Consider the following 14,321-nt stretch of genomic DNA (forward strand, 5'->3'; position numbering starts at 1 on the left):
GGCGGGCAACGCGCTCGATCAGATCACGAAACGGAGAACAACACCGATGACCACGATCCAGGTGCAAGGAACGGTCGCTGCAGGGTTCGAGACCGTCCGCGCGGAATTCGCTACCACAGCGGTCGCGGAGGGGGCCGGTCCGGCTGGCGCCCAGCTCGTTGTCTACGTGCACGGCAGGCAGGTGGTCGACCTTTGGTTCGGGGATGAGGTGACCGGCGAAACCCTCACCGGTGTCTATTCTTCGACCAAGGGCGCTGCCGCCATTGTGATGGCGATGCTGGTACAGGACGCAATACTGGATCTGGATGAACCTGTCGCGGCGGGTTGGCCGGAGTTCTCGGCAGCCGGAAAAGGCGAGATCACCCTACGAGACGTCTTGACCCACCGTTCCGGTGTCATCGGCGTCGATGGCGGATTCACCGCGGATGAACTCGCCGACGATGCGGTGATCGCTGCCCGCCTGGCCACTCAACGACCGTACTGGAAGCCGGGTTCGGCCATCGGCTACGGCGCATTCACCGAATTCGCGATCCTCGGCGAAGTGGTGCGTAGGAGCACCGGGCGTTCACTACAAGACATCTTCGACCAGAGAGTCCGAATCCCGTACGCGCTCGACCTCTACCTCGGGCTACCCGAATCCGAGGAGCACCGCTATCGCGAGATCGAGCCGGGAATACTCAGCCCCGACGAACTCGCCACGTATTGGTCGGGTGGTCCTGGGCCCCACAGCATCACCGGGATCGGCTACGGCCTCAACTCGAACCCACCGCTGGACCAGGTGGCCCTCTCCAACACCCGGCGCGTCCGCGCGCTCGGCCCAACCTCGTGCGGCGGAGTCGGCAACGCCCGCGGACTCGCCGGGCTCTACACCGCCGCGGTACACGGTCTCAATGGGCGACCACCGCTGCTGAAGCCCGACACCCTCGGCGAGTTCACCATGCTCCACGCCGCCGGAACCGACCTCGTCGCCGGATCGGACAAGCACTACATGCTGGGGTTTCAAGCGAAGGGCTGGCAGTACCCGTTCCTCAGCGCCCGTACGTTCGGCCACGACGGTTCCGCGGGCTCGGAAGCCTTCGCCGACCCGCACAGCGGCATCACCTTCGGCTACATTCGCCGCCGGTTCTCCTCCACCTGGTCCTACCCCGAACACCATCGCCTCGCCGCCGCCGTCCACCACGCCGCTTCGGCAACGTAAATCAAACTCCCGCACCTCTGGTCGTAAGGCCAACTACCGCACCACATTCGGCATACCGCGTTCATCGACCATCAGACCGACGCGATCAGCGGGGCGTGGAGCCAGGCTGTAATCGGCTAGCGCGCACTTCGGCGGTACGAACGGCCGTAAGCCGAGACCCGTGCTGGCCGATTCCGTCAGCATGGTCAGCGGCTAGAAACGGACGTTTCGGGAGGGCGTGTGATGCGGTCGCCTCTTTCCGAGGCGCCTTCGGGGTCACGGACCAGTGATGTCGCGCGCGATGCCTTCCAGCAGCCAGCGCAGTCCTTGCTCGAAGCTCTCGTCGGGGCCGGGAAGCTCGGCCGGGCTGTGCTCGAGGAGTTGCACCAGCCGCTGGTGGCCGGCCTTGGTCGCCGCGTCGCGAAGGTAGGCGCCGGTGGGCGCGCCGAGCCCGAACGACTCCGGTGCGGAGGCAAGAGCTTCGCGCAGGACGAATCCGGTGGTGTACTGATCGACAGCCTGCACGATCTGTGTCGCCTGCGCCGGTGAAACATCCAGTCCGTCCAGCGCTTTGAGGGATTGCTCGATGTGCAGCAGTGCGTTCGGTCCGATCGTGATGCGCTTGCCGACCAGGTCGGTGGCCCAGGGATGGCGTTTGATCATGGCGCGCTCGCAGCGGGCCACGCGGGTGATCGACTCCCGCCAATCCGCGGTCAGCTCGTCCTCGTCGAGGATGATCTCACCTGCCAGCGCGTCGGCAAGCAGATCGAACAGGTCGTCCTTGCTGTCGAGGTGCGTGTAGAGCGCCATCGGGCCGACACCTAGCCGCGAGGCGACCCGACGCATCGACACCGCGTCGAGACCCTCCGCATTCGCGAGTTCCATTGCCGCGGCAACGATGTCGTCTCTGGTCACCGCGGGTCGTCGTCGCGGTGTCTCGCGCGCCCAGATCGGGGCGCCGGAAAGGGCAGTGTCTTCGCCGGAATCGTGCAGCTCCACGGTCCGCAGTCTACCCGAGACACCGTATCGCTTGACAGTACACCGTATCGTTACCGATACAGTGTACCGATAACGATGGTGGGGAATCACGCAATGACACAACCTCGAACGACATCAACCGAGCTCGACCCGGCCCTGCGCAAACTCGTGATCGTGGTGGTCCTGGGCGCGGTCATGACGATCCTGGACACCACGATCACCAGCGTCGCCGTGAACACCCTCGGCACCCGGTTCCACACGTCGCTGTCCGCGATTCAGTGGGTGCTGACGGGATACACCCTGGCGCTGTCGGCCAGCATCCCGCTGTCGGGATGGGCGATCGTGAGGTTCGGCCCCAAGACGATGTGGATCGGCTCGCTGCTGCTGTTCATCACCGGATCGGTACTGTGCGGAACGGCCTGGAACATCACCAGCCTCATCACATTCCGAGTACTGCAAGGCTTCGGCGCCGGCATGATCCTGCCGATCGGGCAGACGATGCTCGCCCGCGCCGCCGGACCCGCCCGGATGGGGCGCGTGATGAGCGCGGTCGCGGTGCCCGCAATGCTCGCACCGGTCCTCGGCCCAACCGTCGGTGGTCTGATCCTCGGCCACCTGTCGTGGCGGTGGATGTTCTACATCAACGTCCCCCTGTGCGCGATCGCCGTTCTCGCCGCGATCCGACTGCTGCCCAGCGACGAGGTCCGTGACCGTGACAGCAGGCTCGACATCCTCGGATTGGTGCTGCTGTCACCGGGTTTGGGCGTGCTGGTGTACGGCACCGCGCAGGCGGGCAGCGGGACGAGCCTGACCGATATCCGCGTCGCCGCCAGCCTGCTGACCGGAGTTGCGCTGATCGCCTGCTACGTCCTGCACGCGCGCCGCAAGGGCGATGCGGCCCTGGTCGACGTCCGGCTGCTGCGGGACCGGAATTTCGCCGCAGTCAACGTGCTGGTCTTCGCCTACATCGGCACCCTGTCTGGCCTGACGGCGCTGCTGCCACTGTATTTCCAGACCGTCAACGCCGACAGCCCGCTGCGCTCGGGAGCGATGGTCGCACCCCTCGGGCTGGGCGCGATGGCCACGACGCTGATCACCGGCAAACTGACCGACAAGCACTCCCCGCGACTGCTGATCCTCACCGGACTGCCCGTGGTTCTGCTCGGCATTCTCGGCCTCACCCAGATCGGCCCCGACACCAGCAACGCCCTGGTCATGGCAACACTGTTCGTGATCGGCCTCGGGCACGGCACGATCATGCCCGCCGCGATGAGCGCCAGCTATCAGACATTGCAGCGCTCCGAAATCCCCTCGGCCACAACCGCCACCAACGTCAGCCTCCGCGCGGCGAACTCGTTCGGCGTCGCGGCGCTGCTGGTACTGGTCCAACGCAATATCGAACACCGGCCCCCCGGTTCAGAGGCGTTCACGAGAACGGACCGAACCGAGGAAGTCACCCACACGCTGGCTCACGCGTTCACCCAAACCTACTGGTGGGCACTCGCAATCGGCGCAGTCGCGGTCGTACCCGCGCTGCTACTGCCGCGGAAATCCACACGAGTATCCGCCCCGACCCCAGACGACACCGACGGTAGAGACAACCTGCCAGCAATCAACTCCGGCATCGCGAACAAAAGATAGTCCTGGTCGCCGTCCAACCGCTGAGCGTGCCGAGCCCAGCGGTGGGCCCGCTGCTTAGAGCTACTTATCGCACGGGTATCCCTCAACCCCCTTAAGAGCGGAGCCCGCGAAGCCGCCGTAGACCGAGGTGGTCATCCACCGCGCCGAGCAGGCGCAGGAGTCCCGCGCCGCACCGGCCACAGCTCGCGCGCCGGAGCGACCGAGGCCCGCAAGGCGGGCTGCGACGTGAAAACCATTGCAGACCAAGGTGGTTGGCACTCGACCAGTGCCAATCTGTACAGGTACTTGCGCATCGTGGACAGGTGGGCCGGCAACATAACCAAGGGCATCGGGCTGTAGCGGCCATATGAATATGGCCCATATGGGCCGGGGATCGGCTGCAGTTCTCGCACCCCGAGGTGGATTCAAGATTGCTGGGTGGCGGGTTCAGCTTCAGCCGGATCAGCCCTACCGCGCCAGTCGGTCGGCATGGTTCACATTCGGCACTTGCGATGCTCGGTCCTGCAGGGGTAGCCCCGGATCGACGTCGGGTAGCCGTTCTGCGGCGCGGAGCTGATCGGTGAGGTCGAGGAGGAGTTGCTGGTTTTCGGTGTTGAGCTCGGCGAAGCTCTGCAGCAGTCGACGCAGGGGCGCATGGCGCAATCGGTTCACCAGTCGCGTGTCGTCGCTTGCGGGGTCGTCGAACTGAGTCGGCAGCGTGAAGTAGTCGAGGTCGACTCCGAAGAGGCGGGCGAGCGAGCTTGCAACCTCGATCGAGGGATTGCGCCGGTGACCGGAACGCAGTTGGGAGACATAGGCTTTGGAGATTCGGACGCCCGAATGGCCGAGGGCTTCGATCAGGTGCCGATGAGACAGAGACGTCCCGTGCCGCACCTGCCAGCGGTCGAACAGCGCGTTGAGACGGTTGGTGAAGTCTACGTAGTGCAGTTGCGTGGAAGTCATCGAGTAAACCCTCATCTGATCAAGCCGAGCGATCGGGCGGTGACGAGAACCTGGTCACGGGTGTGCCCGCCGAGCTTCTGGTAAAGAGCACGAAGTTGGGTCTTGACGGTGTTGATGGAGACGAATCGGTTGTCGGCGATCTGGCGAATCGACGCGCCTGAGGACAGCAAGGTGAGGATGAGCATTTCGGTTTCCGACAGTTCGACAATCGGAACAGCCTCGGGGAACAGCGGACGAACATGTCCGGTCAAGACCTGCTCCGCACCCGTCGGCGCAGTGCCGGTCAACTCGATGAGGCGTTCAACGGCAGGGCGCGGGAGTGCTGCCAGCGGCCGGAGCAGGCTCGTGCGGTCGATCAGCGTCGACGCCTGTATCCATTTCCGGCGTGCGGTATCGCTGTTGTCGAGTGCCAGATGTGCGACGGCAGCGATGAGCAGGGCCTCGACGACCAGCCTGGTCGGAGCGTGATCGATCCAGTCGATACGGTCGCACAAAGCCAGCGCGTGTGAGGGGTTGCCGGCCAACAGGTGAGTGCGCGCCGCAGGGATGGTGCACCAGCCATCATTTTCGGGCATGCGCTCGATCAGTTGCCGGGCGCGATTGCCTTGCCCCATCGCCAGTCTCAGGTCGATCTTGGCCGCGGTGATCAGGGAAGGCACGATTCCGGTGGAACGCCCGGAGTCGGGGTAGTGCGTCTCGGCTCGCTGGATGTCGGAAAGGCCGGTGAACGATTCTCCGGTGCACAAGGCCAACTGGGCGTGAGCATAGGCGACGAATGGCCACAACTCCTCGAAGGAGGGGAGTTCACCGAGCGCAGCGAGTGCTCGAGCGGCAGTGCCGACATCGAATCGGTCGAGTGCGGCGATCGCGGTGGCGACTCGCTCACTGGTGAGGACTGCCGTTCCCAGCCAGCCATCAGGCACTGGATGAGTCTCGGCAATGGCAAGCCATCGTTGCGCCCGCGCGGGTTCGCCGACCAACGCGTCGTTCATCGCCATGTTCGCGGCGGCATTTCGGGCGGCGAACTGGATATCGGCGGATTTGGACTCATGATAGGCGCGATGCAATTCGGTTGCGGCGGAGTTGAATTCGCCACCGAGCTGATAGGTAATCCCCCACTGCAACCGCATCACCGGTAGCTGCCCGGTGATCTGCTGAGGCTGACTGCCGAGGATACCTTCCACCAGAACCGCCAGCCGTTTCGTCAGCAGCACGGCATCGGTGTGATCGCCGGTCAATCGCATCATCAGTGACTGCACGCAGCCGAGGCTCAGCGCGTCCTTCGCCGTCGACGTGGCGCCCAGGGCATAGAGCTGGGCGGGTTCGTTCGGCAAGGCAATCAGGTTCCCGGAGTTGTTGCTCCCCAGCAGAGTGAACAGCGCCCGGCCTGCTTTGATCGGCTGGTGGTGGTCGAGTAGGGCCTCGGGGATCGCTTGCAGGATTTCACGCAGCAGTTCGAGCTCGTCGGCGATGAGCGCAACCCACCGGTCCTCCAGCAACTCGATGACCGTATGCCACTGCTGCGCTTGCGCCGCGAAACGCAATCCGTTGGCGACGTCGTCGCGTTCGAGGTAATACGATGCGAGCGCTTCGAACCGGTGGGTCATCGGTATTCCGGCCTCGGCTTGAAGCCCCAGTACCGCGGTCCGGATGGCAGGCTCGAACTCCCAGACCACCCCGCGCGTTGTCTCACGCTGCGCCAGCACTCCAGCGGTCTCGAGAACGCACAGCAGCTCGAATGGGTCAGCCTCGGGCACAAGATATCTCGCGAGATCAGCGTCGAGTTGAGACGCCGTGGCGACCGACACCGCGTATCCGAGGAATGGTTCGGCCAGCGCGGACAGCACCGTCCGGGACGTATAACGCCTCGCGACCTCTTCGATTGCGGCACCGAGGAGGTCGACTCGTTCGGCGTTGGCCGGGATTCTCTCGAAGACCGCCGTCGCCATGTCCACCAGCGCAGGCAGACCGCCGGTGGTCCGATATACGAGTTCGAGCTCCGCCGTGCTTGCCGGGATGCACAGGGTATCGAAGAGCCAACGCAATTCGTCAGCCGAAAATCGCAGGAAGTCCGCTGAAATCCGGTGGTATGAAACCTGAATCGTTGTCGGATCCGAGAACAGTGCTTGTGTGCTCGTAGTCACCGCGATAACGAGACTCTCGCAATGCTCCAGCAACCCGGCCAGCATCGACTCCAGATCACTGGTCACGAGAAGATCGATACGATGCAGGACAAGCGTGACAGGTCTTTTCGCATCGGTGATGGCCTTCTTCAGCAGTCCGTACGCCGCGTCCGCGCTCACGCCATCGAGGTGTCGCCGGTCCCCGCCATGCGAGAGCTGGCGAACGATGCTGAGCCAGTATGCGCCGAGCCCGCTCCCCGAAGCCGGCGGATCCACCGAGACGACGAACCGTCCTCGGTCCCGGCACATCGCCTGCCAGGCTCGTAACTGCGCTGACTTCCGGAAACCCGCTCCCGCGTTCACCTCGATCAGTGCGGCGTCGCGCCCGAGGCGTTCGAGCAGCCGAGGCCGTCGAGCAGACCAGGGAACCCCTTGTCCACCACGGCCACCGGCTTCAGCTCGACGTCTACTGATATCGGAACGATCGTTACTACACTCGCGTGTCACCCACCCCTCCTTCATGTCCCCTCGATCTTCTCGCCACATACGCGACCAGCGTTGGATCGACACCTACCCATTGGTAGTCACTCATCAGACAAAGTTCACGGCTAAGTCATCGCAAACTATAGATTTCACCCTGCGAATCACCCTTGCCGACCAGCGAAGCCAGCGACTCCGTCGGGTTCGAAGGACATTGCTGGACAAGGTTTCCCAGCGTGTCTCCCATGTCACATCAGAACAACCGGCCCGGTTCGAACTGATGATGAAGCACGGGCCCCGACATCGCCGGCACCATCTTCCCTGACGAGCAACGGTTCTCGATTCAGCGTAGGACCGCCGCCCGGAAGCCATCGATATCTCCGAGCTGGTATCGGGGCCGCCGGGGCGCCATTGGCGGGCCCATCGGGGCGGTCCTCGTCGCGTACCCCGAACTACGTTGCGGTGAAGGTACTCCGGTCGCTCGGTAGCCTGAGGCGACAAGGCGCTGACGATTGATCGGACACGCTAGCCACGATCACCATCATGAACATCTGGATGTAGATCTTGTTCGCGATGAACGTCGCGTCATGGGATCCCACCCATGAAATGTGTGTAGCGTCGCTGGTGTGCAGGACAGCGAACTGGTCGGAGTGCAGAAGACCGTCAATCCCGTCCTCAGGGCCAAGGCACTGGACAACCGGCTGCCGGACCCGATCCTCGGCGACAAATACGCCGAGCAGGCGATGCGGGGCCTCGACCCCGAATACGACAACCGCAGATTCGGCACCAGCCAGATGGGTCTCGCCGCCGTGGTGCGCGCCAAGGCTCACGACGACTGGGCCCGACACTACCTTGCCGATCACCCCGACGCGGTAGTGCTGCACTTGGGCTGCGGCCTCGACGCCCGGGTGTACCGGATCGACCCGCCCGCCACCGTCGACTGGTACGACCTGGACTACCCCTCCGTCATCGAATTGCGGCAACAATTCCTGCCGCCGCGCGAGCACTACACCCTGATCGGCTCCAGCGTGACCGACCTGACCTGGCTGGACCGTATCCCCCGCGGTCGGCCGGTGCTGATGATCGCCGAGGGACTGGTGCCCTACCTGACCGAGACCGACGTCCGGCGACTGCTGACCGCTGTCGTCGATGCCTTCCCCACCGGCCAAATACAGTTCGACACGGTGGCGGCCTGGGCGTGGCGCAGCTCGAAATGGCTCCCCACGCTGCGCAAATACGACACCCAGTTCCACAGCGGCTTCGATGATCCGGCCGCGCTGGCCGATTGGCACCCACGGCTCGAATTCGTCGACGAGGCGCCGATGAACGACTCACCGGTGCTGATGGCCAAGGCGCCCGCGAACGTACGCCGCATGTTCCGCCTGTTGAACCTGCTGCCAGGCATGAAACGGTCCACCCGGATCGTGCGGTTCCGGTTCTGAAGAGCGGTCACCTTCTTCGGTATCGCCGGCACCCGAGCCCTGATCGCGACCCGACATCTCGCCGACCGGCGGCACTGCGTGATGTGCGATGTGTGTCGAGGGCTCGCACTGCATCACACGGTACTGCTACATCGGCCCAGCTCACACTGGCAAATGCCGCAGCGGCAAGATGAGCGCCACAGGGCCTCCTGCGATACGGTCCAAGCACATCGCGAAGAACGGCACGGTGACCTACTGGGACCGAGGAGAACCTGCCCAAGTCTCGCCGCAGCCGTCGCGATCTTCCGCCACCCGCAGACCTGAAGGCCGCGCTGCGCGCGTTGAAGACCCGGCAGAAAGCGGAGTGCCTGGCAATGGGCGCATCCTGGTCCGACGATCGGCTGATCGCGGTGCACGAGAACGGGAACCCGGTGCGGCCCGAGTGGTATTCCGCCGAGTTTCAGCGAATTCGCAAGCGCGCCGGACTGCGCCGAATCCCGTTGAAGGGGCTGCGGAACACGTCGGTGTCGCTGGTGCTCGCATCGGGTGTCCCGGTGCACATCGTCGCGACGTGGCACGGCCACGATCCAGCCATGTCGTTGAGCATCTACTCCGACGTCCATCCTCGCGATTTGGAATCGGCCGGAGCCGCTCTCTTCGGACCGGACGGTGGACGCAGACCACGGCAAGTTGGCAAGTTCTAGGCAAGCCGGAGCGCCCGCGCCCTCCCCCAGAACCGCGAAATCACTTCCGACCAGGCACGATCGACTGGACTCTATCCGCGCAGCACCCTGGAGGAGGTGCGGGTGCTCGTGGTGATCTGTGTCGTCGTGTCGTGGGTGAGTCTGTATCTGCTGTCGCGGCACCGGGCCGCTACGCAACGGTCCTGATCGCGCGAATCGGTGTGGTCAGAGCGGCAGTCAGGGCGAGTGCCGTCGCGATCAGCAGGGCCAGCAGCGATTTCGCCGCGTCGGCCGGGGACCAGCGTGCGGCCTCGATGGCCGGTTGCAGGGCCGTGGTGGGCAGGTAGGGCTGCACCGATGGCACCGCCGACACCAGCAGGCAGCCCACGTAGACCACGGCGGTCACCCCGGCGGCGATACCCGCCGAGCCGAAGCGCGCCGCCAGGGCCGCGGCGAACACCGCGAACGACACCACCGCGAGGGCTTGCACCGTAAGCGAACCCACGGCCGGACCCAGCGGGTAGGACCCGAACAGCGCCCAGCACTCGTACAGCGCGACCGCGGCCCCGATCGAGGCAGCCACGGCGATCACTGCCGCGGCGACCAGGATCCGGGGCAGATAGAGCCGCACCGGCGAGATCTCGCGACTGAAGTAGTAGATCCCGATCGGGTCGGTGCTGCGGAGAGCGCATGCCTGCGCGGCCAGGATCATGGCCACCGACGCGACCAGCAGGCCGGTGTTCTTCACGTACTGCTGCAACCCGTCTCGCCAGTCGGGCACGCGCAGCAGCTGGATTTCCGAGGAGTGCCCGATCAGATCCGGCAGGTACTTCGCTCCGAGCAGCGAGACGAATCCGAACAGGACGAAGGCGGCCACCAGGGCGACCAGCCGCCGCGTGCGCAGCCACCGGTACCACTCGACCCGGAATACGGTGCGGTTCATGGCTTCTCCCCGATGGCAGTGAAGAACGCGTCGGTCAAGGTCGGACGGACTATGCGGATGTCGTCGAGCCGGCCGCTGTTCGCGGACGCGTCCGCCAGGGCCGGGCCCCACTGCGGCTGCTCGGCCTCGATGATCCGGCCGTCGGTCATGGCGATCCGCAGGGTCGGCGCGGCGGTGTGCTCATCCAGGAATTCCCCTGTCTCCCCGGCGAAGACGGCCCGCCCGCGATGCAGGACCAGCAGCCGGTCGGCGAGATCCTCGACATCGGCGAGCAGGTGGCTGGAGAACACGACCGTCATCCGATTGCCCAGGTCGCGGATCAGCCCCAGCACGGCGGCGCGGCCTTCGGGATCCAGTGCGCTGGTGGGTTCGTCGAGAATGAGCACCTCGGGCTCGCGAACCAGCGCCGCGGCAATTCCCAAGCGCTGCAACATGCCCCGGGAAAACCCTCCGGCGCGCCGATGGGCGTGCCGTTCCAGATCGACCGCCGCGAGCGCGGCGTCGGCGGACCACGCGCCCGCGCCGCGGGCCGGTCCGATGGCCATGGACTGTTCGAGGACCTCCCGCGCGGACAGCCAGGGCTCGAAACCCGGCGTGTCCGGGCAGTATCCGAGGGCGTCCAGCCCGATCGGCACGCGTACGGCGCCGCCGGTCACCGGTTGCAGGCCCAGCACGGTGCGGATCAGGGTGGTCTTGCCCGCGCCGTTGAGTCCGATCAGCCCGACCACCCCGGGACCGTCCACGGTCCAGCTCACGGTGTCGAGGGCGAGGAAGTCACCGAAGCGCACCGACACATCGGCGACCTCGAGGTGGGGCTCAGCCACGGACCGTGTCACCGTCCCGGCCGACGATCAGGTAGATGATCCCGCCGAGCGGAATGCTGATCAGGCAGATGATCGCCCACGCCCATTTCGGCAGGTACTTCACCCGTGTACGGGACAGGTCGTACCAGCAGAAACCGACGAAGCCAAGCCCCACCACGATCAGGGGCACCAGTGCGGCTACCGGAATGTTGGACACCGCGATTCCTCTCCTCAGCGCGAACGCGTTATTGCTACCAGATGTGCGAACATTATCAATGTCGATAGCAATAGTGCTAGTGTCCAACCTGTGGAATCCGTCGAACTTCTGCTGCACCCGGTTCGGCTGCGGATCGTGCAGGCATTCCTCGGCGACCGGACCCTGACCACGAGCGAGCTCAATGCCGAACTCGGCGATGTTCCGCCCGGCAGCCTCTACCGGCATGTCGCCAAGCTGGTCACCGCCGGCGTCCTCGACGTCGTCACCGAGCGCCGCGTACGCGGCACCGTCGAGCGCACCTACCGGCTACGCCTGAGCGCCGCCCAGATCACCCCCGACCAGCTCGACGCCATGAGTCCCGAGGACCACCGCCGCGCCTTCATGGGCTTCGTCGCCGGGCTCATGGCCGACTTCGACCGGTACCTCGACGGCGGCGATATCGATTACCTGCGAGACGGAGTCGGCTACCGCATGGCGGGTCTGTGGCTCGACGATGCCGAATTCGCCGACTTCGCCCGCGATCTGGGCCGTGTGCTGGCCCCGCGCCTGGCCAATGCCCCCGCGCCGGGCCGGAGGCGTCGTATCCTGCGCACCATCCTGATCCCCGACTCCCCTGCCCCCGGAGGCGAAACCGCTTCGGGCCCGGCATAATCGCGCTGGCCGTCACAGCGAACGAAGGGGAACCAATGGGTGGCACATCGATCGGGTCGATCTTGCGCGAGCGCGTGGTGTATCCGGTGCGCACAGCCGTCAGTACCGTGCGTGGACTCGGAAACTTTACGCGCACCGGTCAATTCGGTGATGGCCGCGAGGCCGCCGTGCGCGACCACGTCCTCGCGAACGCCGAGCAGGGCGATCCGGAGAGTGTGCTGGCGGCCATCGACAAGTTCGCCCGCACCCGCAGCAACCTGGTGAACGTTGGGGACGAGAAGGGCCTGCTGCTGGATGCCGCTGTGCGCAAAGCGAATCCGAAGCTGCTGCTCGAACTGGGCACCTATGTCGGCTACAGTGCGGTCCGCACCGCCCGCACCATGCCGGAGGGCGCGCGCCTCATCTCCGTGGAGTTCAGCGCGGCCAATGCGGAGGTGGCCCGCGCCATCATCGCCCACGCCGGGCTTGCGGAGCGAGTAACCGTGGTGGTCGGCACCATCGGCGATGGCGGCGAGACCATCCGGCGGCTCACCGAGGAGCACGGAATCACCGAGGGCGCACTCGATTTCGTCTTCGTGGACCACGACAAGTCCGCGTACCTGGCCGACCTGAAGCACATTCTCGCGGCGGGCTGGCTGCACCCGGGCAGCATTGTCGTCGCCGACAATATGCGCGTCCCGGGCGCACCGGACTACCTGCAGTACATGCGTGAGGCCGAGGGCAAGTCCTGGCGCACCGTCGAGCACGACACCCACATCGAGTACCAGTCGCTGCTCAAGGACCGGGTACTCGAGTCGGAATACCTGGGCTGAGGAGGCTGGAACACCCGGGCCGAGACTGTTTCCCGGCCCGGGCACGGGTTCAGCGACGCCGCAGCGTCACGGGCAGATCGTCCTTCGGCAGCGGCGTCGCACTCATGTCGAGGGGCATGACGTAGTCCTGCGGCACCTCCCATTCGAAGGTGTGCAGCAGCTGGTGCACGATCGTCTTGATCTCGAGGCCCGCGAAATGCTGTCCGAGGCACTTGTGCGCGCCCGCCCCGAACGGGGCCCACGCCACCCGGTGCCGCTTGTGCTCGGCACGTTCGTCGGAGAAACGCTCGGGATCGAATTCCTCGGGGTGCGACCACATATCGGGGCGGCGGTGGTTGACGCTGATCGGGACGACGACGAAGGATCCCTTCGGCACGAAATAGCCGCACACCTCGGTGTCCTCCTGCACCGCGCGCGGGAAGATCTGCACCGGGGTGCACAGCCGGGTGGTCTCCTTGATGATCCAGTCGAGTTCGGTCAGCTCAGCGAGCTCGTCGTAACCGAGTTCGAAGGGCATCTCCAGTGAGCGCGCTCGCGCGCGCTTCTGCCATTCCGGGTATTTGGCCATGTTGTAGACGACCCCGGACAGCGTGGTCGTGGTGGTGTCGTGGGCGGCGGCCAGCAGGAAGATCATGTGGTTCACGATGTCCTGGTCGGTGAACCGATCGCCGTCGTCGCCGGCGGCCTGGCACAGCATGGAAAGCAGGTCGGTGCCCGGGTTTTCGCGGGCGGCGACAATGCGGTCGGCGAGGAAGGCCGCCATGGTCTTGCGGGCGCGCATGCCCCGCCACCAGCGGTTGCCAGGAATGGCGACGCGCACCATCGCGCCGCCGGCCTGCAGGATGTCCATGGTGGCGCCGCAGATGCGCTCGGCCTCGTCGCGCGGCAGGCGCGCGCCCATGAAGACCTCCAGCACGATGTCCAGGGTGAGCCGCTGCAGGTGCTGGTGCATGAGCACCGGATTGCCGTCGGCCACACTGCCTTCCGGCAGCCTGCTCAGGTGGCGGTCGGCGATCTCGTGCATGTCCTTCAGATACGACGTGAGGGCGCCGCGACCGAAGGCCTGCTGCATGATCGAGCGGTGGCTGCGGTGCTCGTCGAAATCCAGCCGGACCAGGCCCCGGTCGAAGAACGGTCCCTGCAGCGGCGCCCACGCCGGACCGTTGGCGAACACCCGGTCCTTGTTCATCAGGATGCGCTGTGCCGCCTCGGGGCCACCGGCGATGATCCACTTGTCGCCGAACATGTTCAGGACATAGAGCGGGCCGTAGGCCGCCTCGTCCTCGAAGGCGGCCCCGGTGGGGTCGCGCCGTTGCCGCTGCAGCTGGGCGATCCAGTGCGTCGCGGGCCCGCTGATCTGCTTCAGATCACTGCCCTCGGGCGGAGCGGCGACGAATTGTGTTCTGGGCATTGAGAACCCCCTCCTGCTACGAAGACGCAACGGAGGAAG

13 protein-coding genes are annotated in these 14,321 nt (G+C 65.5%); 6 read left to right on the forward strand and 7 right to left on the reverse strand.

Annotation, left to right across the window (positions count from 1 at the left end):
• Positions 1 to 46: 46 nt before the first annotated feature.
• Entirely contained in the window at positions 47 to 1,198 is a 1,152-nt protein-coding gene (locus tag AB0L60_RS12305; RefSeq protein ID WP_364611478.1) for a serine hydrolase domain-containing protein, read from the forward strand.
• A 255-nt stretch (positions 1,199 to 1,453) separates the two neighbouring features.
• Here AB0L60_RS12305 and AB0L60_RS12310 read toward each other — a convergent pair whose 3' ends face one another.
• Entirely contained in the window at positions 1,454 to 2,176 is a 723-nt protein-coding gene (locus AB0L60_RS12310; RefSeq protein WP_364611481.1) for a TetR/AcrR family transcriptional regulator, read from the reverse strand.
• Positions 2,177 to 2,269: 93 nt separating this feature from the next.
• Between AB0L60_RS12310 and AB0L60_RS12315 the strand changes: the two genes are divergently transcribed.
• Complete coding sequence (locus tag AB0L60_RS12315; protein WP_364611484.1) at positions 2,270 to 3,796, forward strand: MDR family MFS transporter; 1,527 nt, start codon at positions 2,270 to 2,272, stop codon at positions 3,794 to 3,796.
• Positions 3,797 to 4,243: 447 nt separating this feature from the next.
• On the opposite strand, the gene AB0L60_RS12320 is transcribed toward AB0L60_RS12315, so the two are convergent.
• Positions 4,244 to 4,738 carry a helix-turn-helix transcriptional regulator gene (locus AB0L60_RS12320; protein ID WP_364611486.1) on the reverse strand — a complete coding sequence of 165 codons (495 nt, stop codon included), beginning with the start codon at positions 4,736 to 4,738 and terminating at the stop codon, positions 4,244 to 4,246.
• A gap of 11 nt (positions 4,739 to 4,749) precedes the next feature.
• Positions 4,750 to 7,041: a LuxR C-terminal-related transcriptional regulator gene (locus AB0L60_RS12325; RefSeq protein WP_364611489.1), complete on the reverse strand. Its 2,292-nt coding sequence runs from the start codon at positions 7,039 to 7,041 to the stop codon at positions 4,750 to 4,752.
• 926 nt (positions 7,042 to 7,967) lie between these two features.
• Here AB0L60_RS12325 and AB0L60_RS12330 point away from each other — a divergent pair.
• Positions 7,968 to 8,783: a class I SAM-dependent methyltransferase gene (locus AB0L60_RS12330; protein WP_364611492.1), complete on the forward strand. Its 816-nt coding sequence runs from the start codon at positions 7,968 to 7,970 to the stop codon at positions 8,781 to 8,783.
• Positions 8,784 to 9,136: 353 nt separating this feature from the next.
• Positions 9,137 to 9,466 carry a hypothetical protein gene (locus tag AB0L60_RS12335; RefSeq protein WP_364611495.1) on the forward strand — a complete coding sequence of 110 codons (330 nt, stop codon included), beginning with the start codon at positions 9,137 to 9,139 and terminating at the stop codon, positions 9,464 to 9,466.
• Between the two features lie 169 nt (positions 9,467 to 9,635).
• Here AB0L60_RS12335 and AB0L60_RS12340 read toward each other — a convergent pair whose 3' ends face one another.
• Genes AB0L60_RS12340 through AB0L60_RS12350 form a run of 3 tightly spaced genes read right to left on the reverse strand, consistent with a single transcriptional unit; the run spans position 9,636 to position 11,408 of the window.
• On the reverse strand, positions 9,636 to 10,388 hold the full coding sequence (locus tag AB0L60_RS12340; protein ID WP_364611498.1) for a hypothetical protein: 753 nt from the start codon (positions 10,386 to 10,388) through the stop codon (positions 9,636 to 9,638).
• On the reverse strand, positions 10,385 to 11,212 hold the full coding sequence (locus AB0L60_RS12345; protein ID WP_364611501.1) for an ABC transporter ATP-binding protein: 828 nt from the start codon (positions 11,210 to 11,212) through the stop codon (positions 10,385 to 10,387). The genes AB0L60_RS12340 and AB0L60_RS12345 overlap by 4 nt, the downstream gene beginning before the upstream one ends.
• Positions 11,205 to 11,408 carry a PLDc N-terminal domain-containing protein gene (locus AB0L60_RS12350; protein WP_354849218.1) on the reverse strand — a complete coding sequence of 68 codons (204 nt, stop codon included), beginning with the start codon at positions 11,406 to 11,408 and terminating at the stop codon, positions 11,205 to 11,207. Before AB0L60_RS12350 ends, AB0L60_RS12345 begins: the two co-directional genes overlap by 8 nt.
• Positions 11,409 to 11,498: 90 nt before the next feature.
• Between AB0L60_RS12350 and AB0L60_RS12355 the strand changes: the two genes are divergently transcribed.
• Positions 11,499 to 12,059, forward strand: coding sequence for a helix-turn-helix domain-containing protein (locus AB0L60_RS12355; RefSeq protein WP_364611506.1), 561 nt, complete (start codon positions 11,499 to 11,501; stop codon positions 12,057 to 12,059).
• 35 nt (positions 12,060 to 12,094) lie between these two features.
• Positions 12,095 to 12,871: a class I SAM-dependent methyltransferase gene (locus tag AB0L60_RS12360; protein WP_364611509.1), complete on the forward strand. Its 777-nt coding sequence runs from the start codon at positions 12,095 to 12,097 to the stop codon at positions 12,869 to 12,871.
• A 49-nt stretch (positions 12,872 to 12,920) separates the two neighbouring features.
• On the opposite strand, the gene AB0L60_RS12365 is transcribed toward AB0L60_RS12360, so the two are convergent.
• Positions 12,921 to 14,282, reverse strand: coding sequence for a cytochrome P450 (locus tag AB0L60_RS12365; RefSeq protein ID WP_364611511.1), 1,362 nt, complete (start codon positions 14,280 to 14,282; stop codon positions 12,921 to 12,923).
• Between the last annotated feature and the right edge of the window lie 39 nt (positions 14,283 to 14,321).

The sequence above is a fragment of the Nocardia sp. NPDC051981 genome (assembly GCF_040680715.1).
Classification (GTDB): domain Bacteria; phylum Actinomycetota; class Actinomycetes; order Mycobacteriales; family Mycobacteriaceae; genus Nocardia.